General features: G+C 60.1%; 15 protein-coding genes and 3 tRNA genes. 10 read left to right on the top strand and 8 right to left on the bottom strand.

Annotated features, from left to right (window positions below):
• Positions 1-14: 14 nt before the first annotated feature.
• A complete protein-coding gene (locus tag ACR0LW_RS02750) occupies positions 15-1,280 on the top strand; it encodes a DsbA family protein (RefSeq protein WP_480881510.1) in 1,266 nt (421 codons plus the stop codon).
• Here the strand turns inward: ACR0LW_RS02750 and trhA are convergent.
• The gene (trhA, locus tag ACR0LW_RS02745) at positions 1,277-1,939 is read right to left on the bottom strand and encodes a PAQR family membrane homeostasis protein TrhA (RefSeq protein WP_480580980.1); all 663 of its coding nucleotides are present in this window, start codon (positions 1,937-1,939) and stop codon (positions 1,277-1,279) included. The two genes, ACR0LW_RS02750 and trhA, sit on opposite strands and share 4 nt — an antisense overlap.
• Before the next feature lie 133 nt (positions 1,940-2,072).
• Positions 2,073-4,769, bottom strand: a complete 2,697-nt coding sequence (gene gyrA / locus ACR0LW_RS02740; protein WP_480881750.1) for a DNA gyrase subunit A — start codon at positions 4,767-4,769, stop codon at positions 2,073-2,075.
• Between the two features lie 223 nt (positions 4,770-4,992).
• Between gyrA and ACR0LW_RS02735 the strand changes: the two genes are divergently transcribed.
• Positions 4,993-5,262: an usg protein gene (locus tag ACR0LW_RS02735; protein WP_170450317.1), complete on the top strand. Its 270-nt coding sequence runs from the start codon at positions 4,993-4,995 to the stop codon at positions 5,260-5,262.
• Positions 5,263-5,266: 4 nt separating this feature from the next.
• Here the strand turns inward: ACR0LW_RS02735 and ACR0LW_RS02730 are convergent, their stop codons facing one another.
• Both ACR0LW_RS02730 and ACR0LW_RS02725 read right to left on the bottom strand, forming a co-directional pair.
• A complete protein-coding gene (locus ACR0LW_RS02730) occupies positions 5,267-6,748 on the bottom strand; it encodes a caspase family protein (protein ID WP_480881509.1) in 1,482 nt (493 codons plus the stop codon).
• Between the two features lie 156 nt (positions 6,749-6,904).
• Entirely contained in the window at positions 6,905-7,858 is a 954-nt protein-coding gene (locus ACR0LW_RS02725) for a radical SAM protein (RefSeq protein ID WP_480580984.1), read from the bottom strand.
• A gap of 173 nt (positions 7,859-8,031) precedes the next feature.
• On the opposite strand from ACR0LW_RS02725, the gene zwf reads away from it, so the two are divergent.
• The 4 genes from zwf to ACR0LW_RS02705 all read left to right on the top strand — a co-directional run bounded on the left by zwf (position 8,032) and on the right by ACR0LW_RS02705 (position 13,562).
• A complete protein-coding gene (zwf, locus tag ACR0LW_RS02720; RefSeq protein ID WP_170629684.1) occupies positions 8,032-9,486 on the top strand; it encodes a glucose-6-phosphate dehydrogenase in 1,455 nt (484 codons plus the stop codon).
• A complete protein-coding gene (gene pgl, locus ACR0LW_RS02715; RefSeq protein ID WP_170450325.1) occupies positions 9,483-10,154 on the top strand; it encodes a 6-phosphogluconolactonase in 672 nt (223 codons plus the stop codon). Before zwf ends, pgl begins: the two co-directional genes overlap by 4 nt.
• Before the next feature lie 5 nt (positions 10,155-10,159).
• Positions 10,160-11,764: a glucose-6-phosphate isomerase gene (gene pgi / locus ACR0LW_RS02710; RefSeq protein WP_480881508.1), complete on the top strand. Its 1,605-nt coding sequence runs from the start codon at positions 10,160-10,162 to the stop codon at positions 11,762-11,764.
• Positions 11,765-11,942: 178 nt separating this feature from the next.
• Positions 11,943-13,562 carry a long-chain-fatty-acid--CoA ligase gene (locus tag ACR0LW_RS02705; protein ID WP_480881507.1) on the top strand — a complete coding sequence of 540 codons (1,620 nt, stop codon included), beginning with the start codon at positions 11,943-11,945 and terminating at the stop codon, positions 13,560-13,562.
• Positions 13,563-13,583: 21 nt separating this feature from the next.
• On the opposite strand, the gene ACR0LW_RS02700 is transcribed toward ACR0LW_RS02705, so the two are convergent.
• The 3 genes from ACR0LW_RS02700 to ACR0LW_RS02690 all read right to left on the bottom strand — a co-directional run bounded on the left by ACR0LW_RS02700 (position 13,584) and on the right by ACR0LW_RS02690 (position 14,858).
• A tRNA-Asn gene (locus ACR0LW_RS02700) sits at positions 13,584-13,658 on the bottom strand.
• Between the two features lie 134 nt (positions 13,659-13,792).
• Positions 13,793-13,867 (bottom strand) — tRNA-Asn (locus ACR0LW_RS02695).
• A 76-nt stretch (positions 13,868-13,943) separates the two neighbouring features.
• A complete protein-coding gene (locus tag ACR0LW_RS02690; RefSeq protein ID WP_480881506.1) occupies positions 13,944-14,858 on the bottom strand; it encodes an MBL fold metallo-hydrolase in 915 nt (304 codons plus the stop codon).
• Positions 14,859-14,902: 44 nt separating this feature from the next.
• Here ACR0LW_RS02690 and ACR0LW_RS02685 point away from each other — a divergent pair, with 44 nt between their 5' ends.
• Positions 14,903-16,222, top strand: a complete 1,320-nt coding sequence (locus ACR0LW_RS02685) for an ATP-binding protein (RefSeq protein WP_480580996.1) — start codon at positions 14,903-14,905, stop codon at positions 16,220-16,222.
• 92 nt (positions 16,223-16,314) lie between these two features.
• Here the strand turns inward: ACR0LW_RS02685 and ACR0LW_RS02680 are convergent.
• Positions 16,315-16,391: transfer RNA gene (locus tag ACR0LW_RS02680), tRNA-Ile, on the bottom strand.
• Between the two features lie 106 nt (positions 16,392-16,497).
• Here ACR0LW_RS02680 and purM point away from each other — a divergent pair.
• The 3 genes from purM (at position 16,498) to rnd (ending at position 19,409) form a co-directional block, all read left to right on the top strand.
• A complete protein-coding gene (gene purM / locus ACR0LW_RS02675) occupies positions 16,498-17,544 on the top strand; it encodes a phosphoribosylformylglycinamidine cyclo-ligase (RefSeq protein ID WP_480881505.1) in 1,047 nt (348 codons plus the stop codon).
• Entirely contained in the window at positions 17,541-18,137 is a 597-nt protein-coding gene (purN, locus tag ACR0LW_RS02670) for a phosphoribosylglycinamide formyltransferase (protein ID WP_480581000.1), read from the top strand. Before purM ends, purN begins: the two co-directional genes overlap by 4 nt.
• 114 nt (positions 18,138-18,251) lie before the next feature.
• Positions 18,252-19,409, top strand: coding sequence for a ribonuclease D (rnd, locus tag ACR0LW_RS02665; protein ID WP_170629721.1), 1,158 nt, complete (start codon positions 18,252-18,254; stop codon positions 19,407-19,409).
• The last annotated feature ends 4 nt before the right edge of the window (positions 19,410-19,413 follow it).

The raw sequence follows: 19,413 nt of genomic DNA, 5'->3' as shown, positions 1-19,413 counted from the left end.
ATCGCCGGTTCTGCATGAAAACACAGATTAAATCCCATTTGGCTGCCGTCATAACCAGCGGCAATCTGCAATCGGCGCGCAGAGGCGTGGCAGAGCTTCGACGCAAGCTGCGCGGTGCAGAGCATGAGGTGCATTATTTTCATTATGTCGCCGATCCCTATTGCTATCTGACCGCGCAGATCCTGCCCGAATTTCAGGAGTTCTATCGCGTTAAACTGTGCATTCATTTGATCTCTGGCCCACATTCGGATGCGATCCCTGCGCCCACGGAACATAGGCAAAACGCCCTGATGGATGCAGGGCGTCTGGCCCGCCGGTTCGGGCTGGATATGCCGCAGGAACCGGCGGCAAAGAAGGTGGAAACCGCAAAGCGCCTTCTTGCGGATGCTTTAGGAAAACCCGACGCCGCAGAACGCCTGCGTGCTATCACCGCAGGCGTTTGGGGCAGGGGGACTATGCCCGACGACGGTGGCGTGGATCCCGGGCAGGCGATGGAGGCAGGCGACCAAAAGCTATCCGCGATGGGACACTACCTGGGTGGAACGTTTTACTATGGCGGCGAATGGTATTGGGGCGTTGATCGGCTGCACTATCTGGAGGACCGGCTTGCGCAGCTAAAGCTGAGGCAGGGTGATGCTCCGGTCGCGCCTTGGGAAGAGAGTGCGCAGCCACCAGACATTCAGGACAGTATGGAGCTGGAGTTCTTTTTCTCATTCCGCAGCCCATATTCCTATCTGGCTTTCGACCGCGTTGTTGATCTTGCGAACCGCTATAATGCTCGCCTGATCCTGCGCCCCGTTCTGCCGATGCTGATGCGGGGCCTGCCGGTGCCCAAGGTCAAGTCCGGCTACATCCTTGGCGATTGTGCGCGGGAGGCGCGCAGAATGAAGATTCCGTTTGGTCGAATTTGTGATCCTTTGGGGTCTGGCGTCGAACGCGGGTACGCTTTGTTCGACCATGCCGAGGATCTTGATCGGTTGGCGACCTACTGCTCGACCTTCATGCGTCTGGTCTGGTCCGAGGGAGTGGACGCAGCCTCCGACAAGGGTATGGCGCGAATTGCGGGCGCCAGTGGTCTTGATTGGGGGGCCGCGCGTCAGGCTCTGGCCACTCAAACATGGCACGACCGGGTTGAGAAAAACCAAAGCAGACTGCAAGAGATTGGTCTGTGGGGCGTTCCCAGTTTCTACGTAGCCGGTCAGGCGATTTGGGGGCAGGATCGGTTATGGGCTGTCGAGGATTTGCTGCGGGCTCAAGGGTCGGGCACGGGTGGACGCTAGACCACCTGAACCAATTCGATCCGCGCGGCAACGGCGGCAAAGAACAGGACGCTGCCGACCAGCACAAACATATGCCAGATCGTGTTGTGGAACGGCAACCAATCCAGCAGATAGAATGCGACGCCCGCGGTGTAGACCAGCCCTCCGGCGATCATCAGTGTGATGACTGTGGGCGATAGCTCAGCCAGCATCGATTGACCGGCCCAGACGGCGGCCCAGCCCATGAGCAAATAAAGCGCCAATCCGAACCAGCGGAATCGGTTCGGGTCAAACATCTTCAGCGCCGATCCCAGGGTTGCCGAAAACCAAAGCCCGATCAGCAGCCCCGTTGGTTGCGTACCCGACAACAGCAGGAACGGCGTGTAGGTGCCCGCGATTTTGACGTAAATACCCGAATGGTCGAGGCGGCGCAGGAACGCGCTCCAATCGTCGTGCTCGATCATGTTGTAGAGCGCCGAGAAGGTCAGCATCAAAACCAGCGTCACGCCGTAGATCGACGCGCCCAGAACGGCCACGGGGTCCGAACGGTAGTAGATCGTCAGGATGATCAGCATCGGTACGGCGATCAGGGCGGACGACACGCCAAGCACATGGATCACACCATCGCTTACGCGCTCGGCGCGGCTGTAGGCGGGGCGGATATGGGCAAAGGACCACATGTTAAGAAAGCTAGGCCTCGGATTGACCTCGGGCAAGCGCGCCAAACGGGCGCTTGCCGATAACGTGATCCAGAACGGCAAAACGCCCGCTAGAACGGGCGCTTTGTTTCATAAGTGTTGGAAAATTTGAGGGTTACTCCTCGGTTTCCTCATCCCCTTGGTCTGCAATCCAGGCGACCGAGACAACCTCTTCCCCCTTGCCGGTGTTGAAGACCCGGACGCCCCCCGCGCTGCGCGAGCGGAAGGAAATGCCATCAACCGGAACCCGGATCGACTGGCCCTTGGAGGTCGCCAGCATGATCTGATCGTCGATTTCGACCGGGAACGAGGCGACCAATTCACCACCGCGCATAGCCTTGTCCATCGCCGCAACGCCCATGCCACCACGCCCGCGAACGGGGTAGTCGTGGCTGGAGCTTAGCTTGCCCGCGCCGCCGGTGGTGATGGTCAGGATCAGGTTCTCGGCCGCCGACATCTCGGCGTAACGCTCCTGCGGCAGAACGCTGTCGGCATTGCCTTCGTCCTCGTCCGTCTCGGCCTCATCGGTGACACCAGCCATCAGGCGGCGCATTTTCAGATAGGCGGCGCGCTCGTCCGAGGTGGCGTTGAAGTGACGGATGACCGACATCGAAACCACGCGGTCGCCATTGGTCAGCCTGATCCCGCGCACACCAGTGGATTTGCGGCCCTTGAAGACACGCACATCGGTGGTCTGGAAGCGGATCGCACGGCCCGAATTGGTCACCAGCATTACGTCGTCTTCTTCGGAACAGATGCGCGCATTGACCAGTTCCACACCCTCGGGCAGGTCCATGGCGATCTTGCCGTTGCGCTTGACGTTGGTGAAATCGCTCAGGGCGTTGCGTCGCACGTCACCCGCGCTGGTGGCGAATACGATTTGCAGGTTTTCCCATTCCTCATCCGGCACATCCACGGGCATGATCGCCGCGATGGAAACGCCGGTCGGGATCGGCAGGATGTTGACGATGGCCTTGCCCTTACCCGTCCGGCTGGACTGCGGCAGGCGCCAGGTCTTGAGCTTGTAGACCATACCTTCGGTGGTGAAGAACAGCAGTTGGGTATGCGTGTTCGCCACGAAGAGGTTGGTGACAACATCCTCTTCCTTGGTCTGCATCCCCGACAGGCCCTTGCCGCCACGCTTCTGCGCGCGGAAATCGGCCAGTGGGGTTCGCTTGATATACCCGCCCGAAGTGACGGTCACGACCATATCCTCACGCTCGATCAGGTCCTCGTCTTCCATATCGCCGGACCAGTCGACGATCTCGGTGCGGCGGGGCACGGCGAATTGCTCGCGCACGTTGCGCAGTTCATCGCCGATGATCGACATGATGCGCTCGCGCGAGGACAGAATGTCGAGGTATTCCTTGATCTTGGCGGCCAGTTCTTCCAGCTCGTCCGTGACCTCTTTGACACCCAGTTGGGTCAGGCGTTGCAAGCGCAGGTCGAGGATGGCGCGGGCCTGAATTTCGGTCAGGTTATAGGTGCCATCGTCGTTCATCTTGGACAGAGGGTCATCGATCAGGCGCAGGTAGCCTTCGATCTCGGACGCGGGCCAGCGGCGCGTCATCAGTTTCTCACGCGCCTCGGCGGCGTCTGCTGACGAGCGGATAGTGGCAACCACTTCGTCCACGTTCGAAACGGCCACGGCCAGACCACACAGGATGTGGCTGCGCTCGCGCGCCTTGCGCAGGTCGTAGGCGGTTCGGCGGGCGACAACATCCTCGCGGAAGTCGATGAACGAGGTCAGGAACCGGCGCAGGGTCAGTTGCTCGGGGCGGCCACCGTTCAGGGCCAGCATGTTGCAGCCAAAGGACGTCTGCATCGGTGAGAACCGATAGAGCTGGTTCAGCACCACTTCGGGCGTGGCGTCGCGCTTCAGTTCGACCACGACCCGCACGCCGTTACGGTCGGATTCGTCCTGTACGTGGGCCACGCCTTCGATGCGCTTCTCGCGCACGGCCTCGGCGATCTTTTCGATCATCGCGGCCTTGTTCACCTGATAGGGAATCTCATCCACGATGATGGCATAGCGGTCCTTGCGGATTTCCTCGGTGCGGGTCTTGGCGCGAATAATGACGCTGCCGCGCCCCTCAAGATACGCCTTGCGGGCACCGGACCGGCCCAGCATCACGCCGCCAGTCGGAAAATCGGGGCCGGGGACGTATTCGATCAGTTGTTCGGACGTCAGGTCCGGATCGTCGATCAGCGCCAGCGTGGCATCGACCACTTCGCCCAGATTGTGCGGCGGGATATTCGTGGCCATACCCACGGCGATACCACCGGCACCATTGACAAGCATGTTCGGGAAACGGGCGGGCAGGACGGTTGGTTCCCGGTCCTTGCCGTCATAGTTATCCTGAAAATCGACCGTCTCTTTTTCGATATCGGCCAGCAGCGAGGCGGCGGGCTTGTCCATCCGCACTTCGGTATAACGCATGGCCGCCGGGTTATCGCCGTCCATCGAACCAAAGTTGCCCTGACCATCCAGCAGCGGCAAAGACATCGAGAAATCCTGCGCCATCCGCACCAGCGCGTCATAGATCGCGCTGTCGCCATGAGGGTGGTATTTACCCATCACATCGCCCACCGGGCGGGCCGACTTGCGATACGCCTTGTCATGGGTGTTCCCGGTTTCGTGCATGGCGTACAAAATCCGCCGATGCACCGGTTTCAGCCCGTCGCGCAGATCGGGGATCGCGCGGGAAACGATGACCGACATGGCATAGTCCAGATAGGACGTGCGCATCTCGGATTCGATAGAGACCGTCGGGCCGTCATACACTGGGCGCTCGGGCGGGGTTTCGTCCATGTTTTCAGGGATTTCTGGCGTATCGCTCACGTAAACTGCTCGTCCTTAGTGCAGACTCTATATTTTGTGGTTACATCCTATCAGACCCGGCACATAAGGTGCAAGCAAGCAACGAATCTTGCCCGGAAATTCCGAAGTAACACTCAAGTAACATCTTGTTATCCAAGTATTAGGCAGTTTCGGTGTTACTCTGAAGAGACCTTGCACGGAATTGGAGGTCTGAATGGAGCAAAGCGAAACGGAATTGATGCTAAAGGGATACGGGCTGACGACGGCAGAGTTTTTCTATCACATGCCCGATTATATCCACGTCCTGAACACGTTCATCTGGCAGGAATACGATCTGGCCCCGGATCACCCGAAACTGTTTGAATTCATCGATTTCTGGCAGCGTGAGATTGAAGGTCCGCTGCACTCGGTCAAGTTCACCCATCGCAAGATGATTGCGCCTGGCGAATGGCGCAACATGGTGGGCGAGTTTCGCGTGAATTAACGGCTTATCCCGCACGCCAGGCGTATACGGAACAGCCGGTCGAGCCTGAGGCGGTGTAGCTGTTGCCATCCTCGGCCAGACGTCCGCGCCATTTGACGGTGATACCGGGGAAATAGTCTGTCCCGCTGATCTGACCCTCGTTCACGAATATCACCGTGTTGGCGGTTTGACCCAGTGAGTCGGTCAGGCGCCCGGTGTATTTATTGCCACCCGCACGTGTGTAGCGCGTCGTGCCTGTCACTTTGACAACCAAAGCGCAGGTTGCCTTGAATTGCCACGTCCCAGCCATGGACACGCCGGTATCGGCAGGTTTTGGGGCGGGTGCCGTGGCTTTGCAGATGGTGCCGGATTTGCCTTTCAACTCTTCCAACGCATGTTTGGTTCCCAAGTCATCAGCACCCAGATTTGAGCCGCTGGCCGACCGATACCGGGCAAAGGCCTGCCGGGTCCGGGGGCCTGCAACTCCATCCGCGCCACCAGCACTGCATCCGAGCGCATTCAAAGCCGCTTGGGTGGCGCGCATCACCTCTTGCGTGTCTGAAACCGTAGGCGCGGACGGGGCAGAGGTGCGCTCAACATCCACTGATGTATCGGCCGAGGCCAAGCCGTCGCGCAGTTGCAGGGCGACCTCGTAGGCATAAGTCTCGGACTGATCGGCATATTTCTGAAGGAAACTGTCCAGCGCAGTCACCGTTCCAAGCGAGCGCGCAAGCTCAAGATCCGCGCGCATGTCGTCGCTTGGGCGCGCCGATGGGCTTTCTGGCGATGTGGTGCTTATGGCAGGGGTGAAATAGAATTCCCCAAGCAATTCATCGTAATAGGCCGGGATTTGCGTGTGCTGCACGCTGCTGGACAAGTCCCGTACTTCGCGCCGCAGGTCGGCCACCATGCTGCGCAGTTCCAGACCCGGCTGCGACAGGCGTGGCAGCAAGGCACGGGTGAAGACTGAATTCTCGGCTGGTTCATTATCGCTCAGCCGGTCCAGCGCCATCTGTCCGGCCCCGGCTGAAAAGATCACGAACATGCCTTCGGGTGCGTTGATGCGGCCCAGCCCACGCGTCCGTCCGACACTGCGCCCGGCGACGGTGTCAAACGGGTTGTCGCGGCAGGCGTCGATGATGGCGATTGAAGTGCGCGCACCGGTTGAGCGTACGCGGTCCAGCAGATCTGAAAGGGCGATGGATTCGGATTTCACGAAATCGGTCTCACCCGACAGGGGCGCGACGATATCTGTGGGCAACAGATAGTTTTCGCCGTCGATTTCCACCCCATGTCCGGCAAAGAATACAAACGCCGTATCGCCGGGATCCAGGCGAGAGGTGAATTCGGAGATCCTCTGGTTCATGCCGCGCCGGTCGAGGTTCAACCCCTCGATGGTCTCAAAACCCGCACCCTGCAACTTGTCCGAGACAGCGCGGGCATCGGCCACAGCTTTCTGAAGGTCGGTGACAGATTGGTATTGGTCATTGCCGATAACCAAGGCCAACCTTTCTTGCGCGCAAAGCGGCGCGGCGCAAAGTGCAAAAGCAAAAACAAGAAATCTGAACATCACAACAGCCCAACAGCAAATGACCCTTTTCCTTCTATACAGAAAAAGGGCGCAAAGGCTCAGTGACTTACATTACTTTTTGTTTTTGCCGGATCAGCCCGAACAACTGGCCCCGCCCAGAACGCAGAATTTGGCACAATGGGGGTGGTTCAGATGCACATCCGCCTCAGCCTCGGCCAGGGTTGCGCCCATTTCGAATTCGGGGGCGTAGGGCAGAAGAGTGCAGGCCAGCACAGCAGGGCGTTCAGCGCCTTTGCGTTTGACGACCATGCGCGCGCTGGCGCACATCACGGCGTCGGGGGATTTGTTCAGGATACCCCAGCAAGCGGTCGTGATTTCAGGGACTTCGACGGTTTCGTCCATTTCCGGGAACAGCACGGTCTGGCCGGGGTTCGTGGCGTCGATCTCAAAGCCGTGTTTTTCGAAAAACGCAGCGTATCCGGCGCGGCTGTCCGCGTCGCTGTCGCCCCAGACGGTGCGCCCAGCGACGGCCATATTGAAGCCGTTGTCGCGCAGCCATTCCATGCCCATCACGGTCTTGGCGAAACTTCCCTTGCCGCGTTCCTCATCATGCAGTTCGGGGCGGTAATGATCGACGGAAATCCGCAAAGTCAGCTTGTCGTTGTAGTCGCGCTGCAAGTCCAGCAGACCTTCGCGCATCTTGCGGCGCATCATCGGCAGCATGGCGTTGGTCAGGATCAAAACCTCGTACCCGCGTTCCAGTGCGGCGCGAGTCATCTCGATCATCTCGGGGTTCATGAACGGCTCGCCGCCCGTGAAGCCGATTTCGCGGATGGGCCAGTTGCGCTGTTCGATCTGGTCCAGATAGTCGGTCACTTCAGCCGCAGTGATATAGACCAGCGCATCGTTTATGGGGCTGCTTTCGATATAGCAGTTTACACATTCGATATTGCACAAGGTACCGGTATTGAACCACAGGGTTTGCGGATTTGTCAGCGCAACCGAGGCGCGGGTCTGCCCGTCTGCCGTCACCAATCTGTCTTGAAACTTGCCGATATTGGCAAGCTGGGGGGCATTGTCTTTCATTCCCGCATCCGGTTCTTTGAAGTGGTTTGACTGACTTAGCTGTTTATTGTCCTGTTGGTAAGGGCTTGGGGCTGTTCTGACAGAGTTTTGATGAATGAGAAAAAATCTCAAAAAACCTCGATGTGATTGCGCTAACATTGGACATGCCGACAGGGGCAGGGTAAGTACGGGCCATGGTTTCTCGCGTCATACCTGTTGACCCATTTGATCTGGTCATTTTCGGCGGCACCGGCGATCTGGCGCAGCGCAAGATTCTGCCTGCTTTGTTTCGCAGGTTTTGCGCAGGGCAATGGCCCGGTGATGCCAGAATCATCGGCGCAGCCCGCAGCGACCTGACCCCGGATGGGTTTCGCGAAATGGTGGCCGGTTCGCTGAGGCTGAACGCGCCCAGACGGGCGGCAGATTCGGATGCATTGCGCGGATTTTTGCAGCGTGTCGATTATGTTGCGCTGGATGCGATGTCGGCGGACGGGTGGGGCGATCTGTCGATCAGACTGACGGATGATCGCGTTCGGGCCTTTTATTTCTCGGTCGGGCCGCGCCTGTTTGGTCCGTTAGCGGAACAGATCAGATCGCATGGCTTGGTCACGGCGCAGACCCGGATTGTGGTCGAAAAACCCTTTGGTCATGATCTGGAAAGCGCGCGAACGCTCAACGCCACGCTGGCCGCGCATTTTGACGAGGGGCAGATTTACCGGATCGATCACTATCTGGGTAAAGAGACGGTTCAGAACCTGATGGCCGTGCGCTTTGGCAACATGCTGTTCGAGCCGTTGTGGAACAGCCAGTATGTCGATCACATCCAGATCACCGTCGCGGAAACTGTCGGCGTGGATGGGCGCGAGGAGTATTATGAGCGCGCCGGTGCCATGCGGGATATGGTGCAGAACCACCTGATGCAGCTGCTCTGCCTGATCGCGATGGAGCCGCCGGCCAAGTTTGACCCCGACGCGGTGCGGGATGAAAAGCTGAAAGTCATTCGCGCGCTTGATCCGGTCGAACCGCATCACATCGTCCGGGGTCAGTTCGCGGCCGGTCCGGACGGGCCGGGCTATCGTGAGGTCGTGGGCCACCCACGCTCGACCACTGAAAGCTATGTGGCCTTGAAAGCGCATGTCAGCAACTGGCGGTGGGCGGGAACGCCGTTTTATCTGCGTACCGGCAAACGGCTGGTCGCGCGGTCCTCGGTCATCAATGTGCAGTTCAAGGATGCGCCGCATTCGATCTTTGGCGAGGCCGCAGGGCGGCACGCGAATGCGCTGTCCATCCGGCTGCAGCCGAACGAAGGCATCACGTTGAAGGTGACGATCAAGGAACCGGGGCCGGGTGGAATGCGTCTGATCGACGTGCCCTTGGACATGAGTTTCGCCGAAGCGCTGGGGCCTGAAAATCAGGATCCGCCCGACGCCTATGAACGGTTGGTGATGGACGTGATCCGGGGCAATCAGACCCTGTTCATGCGCGGGGACGAGGTCGAGGCCGCATGGGCCTGGACCGACCCGATCATCGCCGGTTGGCAGGCGCGCGGCGATGTGCCCAAACCTTATGACAGCGGCAGCACAGGCCCCGGCGACGCCGAGCTGCTGATGAAACGAGACGGTCGCCTCTGGCAAGGAATAAAGCCATGAAAATTCAGGACTATGCCGACCGCGATATGCTGGCTATCGACGTCGCGAACGCCTTGGCCGGAGAGCTTGAGGCGGCGCTGCTGCACAATGAAACGGTTGCACTGGCGGTGCCCGGTGGCACCACGCCGGGGCCGGTGTTTGACGTGCTTTGCGCAGCCGATCTGGCATGGGATCGCGTGCGCGTCATGGCCACGGATGAGCGCTGCGTGCCCGCTGACAGCGACCGTTCGAACGAGCGCCTGATCCGCGAGCGGCTGCTGACCAACCGCGCATCTGTCGCGCAGTACATCCCGCTTTATGTTCCGGGGGCCGAGCCCGAGGCTGCTCTGCCGGAAATCGAGTCCCTGATCGCGCCGGTTCTGCCGCTTTCGGTTTTGGTTCTGGGTATGGGCGAAGACATGCACACGGCCTCGCTGTTTCCGGGAATGGAGGGGCTGGCCGCTGCGCTGGACAGCCACGCGCCAACGCTTGCCGTGGCCCGGACCGAGGTTCAGCCGGAACCCCGCATCACGCTGACCGCGCCGGTTCTGGATGGGGCACTGTCCAAACACCTTATTATCTTTGGCGCGGCCAAACGGGACGCGCTGGAACGCGCCATGTCTTTGCCCCCCGAGGATGCGCCGATCGCCGCCGTTCTGAGTGGCATGACCGTACATTGGGCGGAGTGAATGATATGAAACTGGATCACCTGAAATCGCTGGCAGGCAAGGCTGGGCGCATTCTGGACTTGTTCGACGCTGACCCGAACCGGGCGCAGGGCTTTTCCGCCTCAACCGGTGACATGGTGTTTGACTATTCAAAAACCCTGATCGACCTGGACGTGCGCGCAGGGCTGATCCGCCTGTGTGACGAAGCCGACCTGGCCGCGCGGCGCGAGGCGATGTTCTCGGGTCAAAAGATCAATGAAACCGAAGGGCGCGCGGTGCTGCATACGGCGCTGCGCAATCTGGATGGGGGGGCGGTGCATGTCGATGGGCAGGATGTCATGCCCGACGTGCTGGATACTCTGCACCGGATGCGGGTCTTTGCCGAAGAGGTGCGCGGTGGTGCGATCTCGGGCGTGGGGGGCAGTTTTACGGATGTGGTGAATATCGGCATCGGCGGCTCGGACCTTGGCCCGGTGATGGCGACCCATGCGCTGTCGCCGTATCACGACGGCCCGCGCGTTCACTATGTCTCGAACGTAGACGGGGCGCATATTGCGGATACGCTGCGACAGCTGGACCCGATGCGAACGCTGATCATCGTCGCCTCAAAGACCTTCACGACGATCGAGACCATGACCAACGCCCGCACCGCACGGGCGTGGATGAGCGACGGCGGCGGTGACCCGACCAAGCAATTCGCAGCGGTCTCCAGCGCGTTGGACAAGACACAGGAATTTGGCATCCCGGCAGAACGAGTCTTTGGCTTTGCCGATTGGGTCGGTGGGCGCTACTCGGTCTGGGGACCGGTAGGTCTGCCGGTGATGATCGCCGTGGGGTCGAACGCGTTTGATGCGTTTCTGCGGGGCGGGCAGGCGATGGACCTGCATTTCCGCTCGGCCGAATGGGGTGAGAATATGCCGGTTCTGCTGGCACTTGTCGGCATCTGGCACCGTCAGGTGTTGGGCTATGCCAGCCGCGCGGTTCTGCCCTATGACCAGCGTTTGCTGCGCCTTCCCGCCTATTTCCAACAGCTTGAGATGGAATCGAATGGCAAATCGGTAGCGATGGATGGATCGGACCTGACCGTTCCCTCTGGCCCGGTTGTCTGGGGCGAACCCGGCACAAACGGCCAGCACGCGTTTTACCAGCTGATCCATCAAGGCACCGACGTCATCCCCTGCGAGTTCATGGTTGCCGCCGAAGGGCACGAGCCGGAACTGGCCCATCATCACCGCCTGTTGCTGGCCAATTGTCTGGCCCAGTCCGAGGCGCTGATGCGTGGCCGGTCACTGGACGAGGCCCGCGCCCGGATGGCAGAAAAAGGCTTTGAAGGGGCCGAACAGGACCGCCAGGCCCGCCACCGCGTGTTCCCCGGAAACCGCCCCTCGACCACGCTGATCTATCCCAAGCTGACTCCGTTTGTGCTGGGCCAGATCATTGCCCTTTATGAACATCGCGTGTTTGTCGAAGGCGTGCTGCTGGGCATCAATTCGTTCGATCAGTGGGGCGTGGAACTGGGCAAGGAACTCGCCACCTCGCTGGGGCCGATTGTGGACGGCGATGAAAGCGCGGCGGGTAAGGATGGATCGACCGCGGCATTGGTTGTATATGCTCTACGGCACCGCGAATAACGCCATTTAACGCAGCTTGCCCTGCGGGCGGGTTGCATTTTTTAATTGTCAGACAATTAAATGCTTGGCAGGGTTCCCCCTGAGGATAAGTCTGAATTGACGCGCGGGGCCACACCCCCAGGTGTCGAGGACAAGGCGATGGCCGCACATGGCCGCGCCGAGAATGGGGAGGATGTCCATGCTGGGACAGATGATGACGCAGCCTTTGCTGATCTCGTCGCTGATTGATCACGCCGAACGTTATCACGGGCAGACCGAAATCTGCTCGGTCGAAACCGATGGCACCGTGACGCACACGAACTGGGCCGAGGTCGCCGGCAATGCGCGCAAACTGGCATCCGCGCTGACCAAGCTGGGATTAGAGCCTCAGGACAGGATCGGCACGTTGGCCTGGAACAACCGGCGACATCTTGAGATCTACTATGGCACTTCGGGCGCGGGATATGTGTGCCACACGGTCAATCCGCGTCTGTTCCCCGAGCAACTGTCCTATATCATAAACCACGCGCAGGACCGGGTTCTGTTTTTTGATGCCACCTTTATCCCTCTGGTCGCGGCTCTGAAATCCGCGCTGACCGAGGTCCGGCACTTTGTCCTGATGGGACCACGTAATGACGAGGCGCTGTCCCAGATCGATGGGGTGGAGTTCTATGATGAACTGATCGAGACCGGCGATGCGGATTTTGTCTGGCCCAGTTTCGATGAAAACATGGCGTCGAGCCTGTGTTACACCTCGGGCACGACGGGGAACCCCAAGGGTGTCTTGTATTCCCATCGTTCGACTTTGCTGCACAGTTTTGGGTCAAACACCCGCGATTGCATCGGGTTTTCGGCCCGCGATGTGGTGATGCCGGTTGTGCCGATGTTCCATGTGAATGCCTGGGGCTCGCCCTATGCCTGTGCGATGTCGGGGTCCAGAATGGCGTTGCCCGGCCCGGATTTGCATGGCGAGGCGCTGGTTAACCTCATCGACACCTACGGCGTGACGCTGGCTATGGGCGTTCCCACGATCTGGCAGGGATTGCTGGCCCATGCGGCGCAATCGGGCAGCCAGCTGACCAGTCTGCAACGCACCGTGATTGGCGGCGCGGCGTGCCCGCCATCGATGATCGACACGTTCCGCGACACCTATGGCGTTGACACGATTCACGCCTGGGGGATGAGCGAGATGAGCCCGCTGGGCACAACCAATACGCCGCTTGCCAAGCATCTGGACCTGCCCATCGAAGAACAGCGCAAAATACGCGAGAATCAGGGCCGTCCGCCGTTCGGGGTGGAACTGAAAATCGTTGATGACGATGGCAATGATCTGCCCCATGACGGCGAAACCCAAGGCGATCTGATGGTGCGCGGCCACTGGGTTCTGGACAGCTATTTCCAGATGCAGGATCAGGAGTTGTTGCAGGATGGCTGGTTCGCCACCGGCGATGTGGCGACCCTGGACCCGGACGGCTACATGACGATTCGGGACCGGTCCAAGGACATCATCAAATCCGGTGGCGAATGGATCAGTTCGGTGGAACTGGAAAACATCGCCGTTGCCCATCCAAAGCTCGCCACCGCTGCCGTTGTAGGTGTACCGCATCCGAAATGGGACGAACGCCCCTTGTTGGTGGCTGTGAAAGCCGAAGGGCAGGACCCAAGCGAACAGGAACTGCTGGCCTTCTTCGATGGAAAAATCGCCAAATGGCAAATCCCGGACAAGGTTGTTTTCGTTGATGCTTTGCCACTGAACGCAACCGGCAAAGTGCTGAAACGCAACCTGCGCGCGGATTACAAGGACGCCCTGGCGGGATGATCTTGCGCGTGTGAGGGTGAATGGCTCCGGCGGTAGGGATCGAACCTACGACCAATTGATTAACAGTCAACTGCTCTACCGCTGAGCTACGCCGGAACGGTCCGCGCCGTATAACAACCAGATTTCGCGTCGTCCAGAGGGTACAGGCAAGTTTTTTTGACAGGGCAACTCTGGCCGCAATTCATTGGTGATTGCGCCCAATAGAAGCATGATTTTGAGGGGGAAGATTTTGGCTCCGGCGGTAGGGATCGAACCTACGACCAATTGATTAACAGTCAACTGCTCTACCGCTGAGCTACGCCGGAACTGAGGGCGCGTATAACAACCCGAATTTTCCCCGTCCAGTGGGGAAGCGCGCGTTTCGTGAATTTTTTTTCGCGCTCAATCCTGCCGGGCAAAAACGGCGTCTGCGGACAAGGCGCCGCTATGGGTTGTCTTGGATTTTCCAACCAGATCAAGCAGATGGGCAAACACGTTGCGTTCCGCTGCGGGCAGAAGGGCCTTGGGGGTTTCGGTGTAGATACGCTCGGCCAAGTCTCGGGCCGTGCCGGGGCGGTCTTCCAGCGCCGACAGGATTTGCGCCTCGCGCCCAAGGCGGTGCTGAATCAACCACTCCAACCGCCCGGGCGGGTCAGTGATGGGTGCACCATGCCCGGCGTGGAAGACCGCCCATTCGCGTTCCTGGAGCCGGTAACAGGCGGTCATGAAATCGGTCAGGTCTCCGTCAGGTGGTGACACCAGCGAACTGGCCCAGCCCATCACGTGATCTGCGGTGAAACAGGTCTGGCCCCAGGCCAGTGCGATGTGGTTGCCCAGATGTCCCGGCGTATGGATCACCTCAAGCTGCCAATCCTCACCCTCAATCACCTCTGCGTCGGCGACTTCGATGTCCGGGCGAAACTGCGTGTCGATGCCTTCACCGCCACCGGCCAGACCGTTTTGGGCCAGTTGGGACATGACCGCGCTGCGCCCGGCCTCGGGCCCCCCAAAGGCGTAGATCTGCGCTCCGGTGCGTGCAGCCAGTGGTGCCGCCAGCGGTGAGTGATCCAGATGGCTGTGCGTCACAAAGATATGACTGATCTTCTGGCCCGGTTCCAAAGCCTCCAGAATCGCATTTAGATGCGCGTCCGACAAAGGGCCGGGATCAATGATTGCGATATCCCGCTGCCCCAGCAGATAGGTATTGGTGCCCCGATAGGTCATGGGCGAAGGGTTGGGGGCCAGAATGCGCCGCACCCCCGGTTGCAACTGCGTGGCAATCCCGGCGGGCGGGTTGAAATCGTCTGGGGCCTGCATTCTGTCCTCTTCCTCTTACCCGGGCAGCCCGCTAGGTTTAGCGCATGTCTTCGCAATGGCTCAAACCCTATCTGCCACACAGTCTTTACGCCCGGGCGGCGTTGATTCTGGTTGTGCCGGTGATCGTCCTGTTGCTGGTGGTCGGGAATGCGTTCCTGCAACGGCATCTTGAGGACGTGACCGCGCAAATGGTCCGTGCTGCCGCGCGCGAAGTTGATCTGATCACAAGCGCGATGAGTGACGTCGAGACGCAGCAACAGGCCATCGCTGCCGTGCGTCCCGATCTGGTTGCGCTTGAAATCAGCGCGCGATTCCTTGGCATCAATGAAGAGCCGAATATCGGAACGCGGCGCTGGTATGATTTCATTGCGCCGCAGGTCGAGGCCAACCTGCACGCCCTTTTGCCGGATCTGGATGCCGTTGCACTGCCCAACGGCCCAGACGCCCGGCTATATCTGAATACGCATCTGGGGACACTCGAGCTTGTGTTCGACCGCAGGCGACTGGCCCCGACAGCACCGCACCAGTTGATCGTGACAATGCTGTTCTTTGCGATTGTCATGACGTCGATTTCATTTCTTTACATGCGCAACCAGTTGCGGCCGATTACGCGGTTGGCTGATGCAGCACAGGCGTTCGGACGTGGGCGCGTTGTACCTTACAACCCCGGCGGGGCGATTGAAGTACGTGCAGCCGGAAACGCTTTTCTGGACATGCGTGCCCGCATTGAACGCCAGATGGAGCAGCGGACGCTTATGCTGTCCGGCGTCAGCCACGACCTGCGGACCCCCTTGACCCGTCTGAAGCTTGGCCTGTCGATGTTGCCCGAAGATGAGGCCGCGCCGCTGCAGCAAGACGTCACCGAAATGCAGTCTCTGCTGGATGCTTTTCTGGATTTTTCCCGCGGCGCTGCCGAAGGTTCTCCGGAAGAGGTCGAGCCCAAGGCGCTTGTGCGCCAGATCGTCGAGGATGCCAAACGGGCCGGTTATCAGGCTGAACTGGTTGACGTTGACGGGCAGGGCTCCGTCATGCTGCGCCCCATGGCCATTCGACGCGCGGTCGAAAACCTGATCGGGAACGCCGTCCGCTATGGCAATCGCGCTGATATTAGCCTGTCGGTCACGCCGAAAACCCTGCGCATCCGGGTCGAAGATGACGGCCCGGGCATCCCCTCGGAGATGCGGACCGAAGCGGTCAAGCCTTTCACCCGCCTTGATCCGGCGCGCAACCAGAACCAAGGCAGCGGCGTCGGCCTTGGCCTTGCCATCGTCGCTGACGTCGCCCGCGCACATGGCGGAGTGCTAAGGTTGGGCAAAAGCGACCGATTGGGCGGATTGTGCGCCGATATTATCATTGGGCGGTAGATGCGGCAGACATTTGGGCAACGCCGTGTCGGATCAATTCGAATGCGGAACGAGGAATCTAAGACCTGATTCCGTAAGAAAACCCGGTTTTCTGGTAGGCCCGGCAGGACTTGAACCCGCAACCAAAGCGTTATGAGCGCTCTGCTCTAACCAATTGAGCTACAGGCCCGCCTGAGGCTTTGAGTACCACGGTGAACGCCCGCGTCAAGCCTGACCGTTGCATAGATGCGCACAATCGACTAACCCGCCCGCAAAGCATTCGTAAGGGACCTACCATGACAGCGGGCAAGAACGGAATCACCTATGCCGATGCAGGCGTTGACATTGATGCAGGCAACGCTCTGGTCGACCGGATCAAGCCCGCCGCCAAGCGGACCAACCGCCCCGGCGTGATGAGCGGGCTGGGCGGGTTCGGAGCTCTGTTTGACCTAAAGGCTGCCGGATACGAAGACCCCATTCTGGTCGGGGCAACCGATGGCGTCGGCACCAAGCTGCGGATCGCGATTGATACCGGCGTCGTGGATGGCGTTGGCATTGATCTGGTGGCCATGTGTGTCAACGATCTGATTTGCCAGGGCGCTGAGCCTTTGTTCTTCCTCGATTATTTCGCCACCGGAAAGCTGGACACCGACACCGCTGCGCGGATCATCGAGGGCATTGCCGAAGGATGCGCCCAATCGGGCTGTGCCCTGATCGGTGGTGAGACGGCGGAGATGCCGGGTATGTATCCCGATGGCGATTTTGATCTGGCGGGCTTCTCGGTCGGCGCGATGGAGCGCGGGGCGGACTTGCCGGATGGCGTGCAGGCGGGCGATGTGCTGCTGGGGCTGGCCTCGAACGGGGTGCATTCCAACGGCTATTCTTTGGTGCGCAAGCTGGTTGAGATTTCGGGGCTGGGCTGGGACGCTGACTCGCCCTTTGGCGGCGGCTCGCTGGGTGAGGCGCTGCTGACGCCGACGCGGCTGTATGTGAAGCCCGCGCTGGCGGCGATCCGGGCAGGGGGCGTGCATGCGCTGGCGCATATCACCGGTGGTGGCCTGACCGAGAACCTGCCGCGCGTGTTGCCCGAAGGGCTGGGTGCGCAGATCGATCTGAATGCGTGGGCGTTGCCGCAGGTCTTTGGCTGGATGGCTGAAACCGGCGGGATTGCCGAGGCCGAGATGCTGAAGACATTCAACTGCGGCATCGGCATGATCGTTGTCTGCGCTGCTGATCAGGCAGATGCGCTGTCGGCGTTGTTGAGCGACGCAGGCGAGACCGTCTCGCGCATCGGAACGGTTACAGAGACAGCGGGCGTGGCCTATTCGGGCAAGCTGCTGTGAGTCACAAGCGCGTCGCCATCCTGATTTCCGGGGGCGGGTCGAACATGGTGTCGCTGGTCGACAGCATGACCGGCGATCATCCGGCACGGCCCTGTCTGGTTCTGTCCAACGACGCGCAGGCAGGCGGTCTGGTCAAGGCCCGGGATCGCGGGATCGCGACCGCAGTCGTCGATCACCGCCCGTACAAAGGCGACCGCGCCGCGTTCGAGGCCGAACTGCTGAAACCGCTGGAAGAGGCACAGCCGGATATCGTCTGCCTGGCCGGGTTCATGCGGGTTCTGACCGGCGATTTCGTCTCGCGCTTTCAGGGCCGGATGCTGAACATCCACCCGTCTCTGCTGCCGAAATACAAGGGCCTGAACACCCATGCACGGGCCATTGAGGCGGGTGACTCGGAACATGGCTGCACCGTGCACGAGGTGACGGCGGCGCTGGATGATGGTCCGATTTTGGGTCAGGCGCGGGTCCCCATTTCGCCCGAGGATACGCCCGAGGATCTGGCCGCAAAGGTTCTGGTGTGGGAGCATCAACTCTACCCAGCGGTGCTGCGCCGTTACGCAGAAGGCAACAGGTCTGTTCTTATGCTGCCCTGATCGCCCTTGGGTGATTTACACGCGCGTAAAAATCGTCTTATGGTCGCCTGTATCGCTCGGGACGCGGAAAAACGGGCAGTCACACAAAGAACAAGAGCAAGAATAGTACGGCGCATGAAAACCCTGACGACGACGCAAGAGCTGGCTGAATTCTGCTCGGCTGCTGCCGGATACCCCTATGTCACAGTAGACACCGAGTTTCTGCGCGAGCGGACCTATTATTCCAAACTGTGCCTGGTGCAGCTGGCTGTCCCGTCCGAGGATGAGGACAGCGCCGTTCTGGTCGACCCGCTGGCGGATGGCCTGTCGCTGGAGCCTCTGTTCGAGTTGTTCAAAAACGAAGATGTGGTCAAGGTGTTCCACGCGGCCCGGCAGGATCTTGAGATCTTCTGGGTCGAGGCCAATGTATTCCCGACCCCTCTGTTCGACACCCAGGTCGCCGCGATGGTCTGCGGTTTTGGTGAGCAGGTCGGCTATGAGACACTGGTGCGCAAGATTTGCAAGCAGGGCGTGGACAAGACATCCCGGTTCACCGACTGGTCCAAGCGCCCGTTGACGGATGCGCAAAAGACCTACGCCCTGGCCGATGTAACCCATCTGCGCCGGATTTACGAACATCTTGCGGCCGAGCTTCAAAAGACCAAGCGCAGCCATTGGGTATCCGAGGAATTGCGCACGCTGACGCAGCCGGGAACCTATGACATCCGACCCGAGGATGCGTGGAAACGGGTGAAAACCCGCACAAACTCGGCCAAGTTCCTCGCCGTGGTGCGGGAACTGGCACAATTCCGTGAATCGTATGCGCAGGAAAACAACGTGCCACGCAACCGTGTTTTCAAGGATGATGCGCTGATCGAGCTTGCCTCGACCAAGCCCAAAAACCCGTCGGAACTGGGCGGATCGCGCCTGTTGCTGCGCGAGGCGCGTAAGGGTGCGATTGCCGATGGTATTCTGACTGCCGTGAAGCGTGGCGTGAACTGCCCGCCGGACCAGATGCCCAAGGTCGATACCTCGCGCGACAAGCTGAAGGTCAACCCGGCGCTGGCGGATTTGCTGCGCGTACTGCTGAAATCGAAAACCGAAAGTTCGGGCGTGGCCGCCAAGCTGATCGCGACCAGTTCCGAACTGGATCAGATCGCAGCAGGCGAGCGCGAATTGCCTGCCATGTCAGGCTGGCGGTTCGAAGTGTTTGGCGAGGATGCTTTGAAGCTGTGCGAGGGCAAGATTGCACTGTCTGCCAAAGGTCAGGCCGTCAAGGTCGTTTCACTGTAAACGC

This window comes from Ruegeria sp. N4, from assembly GCF_056531425.1.
This window is presented reverse-complemented; position numbering and strand designations above follow the sequence as displayed.

Coding starts and splice junctions, on each gene's coding strand:
- ACR0LW_RS02750 (WP_480881510.1), top strand. CDS start 15: ATGAAAACACAGATTAAATCCCATTTGGCTGCCGTCATAACCAGCGGC.
- trhA (WP_480580980.1), bottom strand. CDS start 1,939: ATGTGGTCCTTTGCCCATATCCGCCCCGCCTACAGCCGCGCCGAGCGC.
- gyrA (WP_480881750.1), bottom strand. CDS start 4,769: ATGGACGAAACCCCGCCCGAGCGCCCAGTGTATGACGGCCCGACGGTC.
- ACR0LW_RS02735 (WP_170450317.1), top strand. CDS start 4,993: ATGGAGCAAAGCGAAACGGAATTGATGCTAAAGGGATACGGGCTGACG.
- ACR0LW_RS02725 (WP_480580984.1), bottom strand. CDS start 7,858: ATGAAAGACAATGCCCCCCAGCTTGCCAATATCGGCAAGTTTCAAGAC.
- zwf (WP_170629684.1), top strand. CDS start 8,032: ATGGTTTCTCGCGTCATACCTGTTGACCCATTTGATCTGGTCATTTTC.
- pgl (WP_170450325.1), top strand. CDS start 9,483: ATGAAAATTCAGGACTATGCCGACCGCGATATGCTGGCTATCGACGTC.
- pgi (WP_480881508.1), top strand. CDS start 10,160: ATGAAACTGGATCACCTGAAATCGCTGGCAGGCAAGGCTGGGCGCATT.
- ACR0LW_RS02705 (WP_480881507.1), top strand. CDS start 11,943: ATGCTGGGACAGATGATGACGCAGCCTTTGCTGATCTCGTCGCTGATT.
- ACR0LW_RS02690 (WP_480881506.1), bottom strand. CDS start 14,858: ATGCAGGCCCCAGACGATTTCAACCCGCCCGCCGGGATTGCCACGCAG.
- ACR0LW_RS02685 (WP_480580996.1), top strand. CDS start 14,903: ATGTCTTCGCAATGGCTCAAACCCTATCTGCCACACAGTCTTTACGCC.
- purM (WP_480881505.1), top strand. CDS start 16,498: ATGACAGCGGGCAAGAACGGAATCACCTATGCCGATGCAGGCGTTGAC.
- rnd (WP_170629721.1), top strand. CDS start 18,252: ATGAAAACCCTGACGACGACGCAAGAGCTGGCTGAATTCTGCTCGGCT.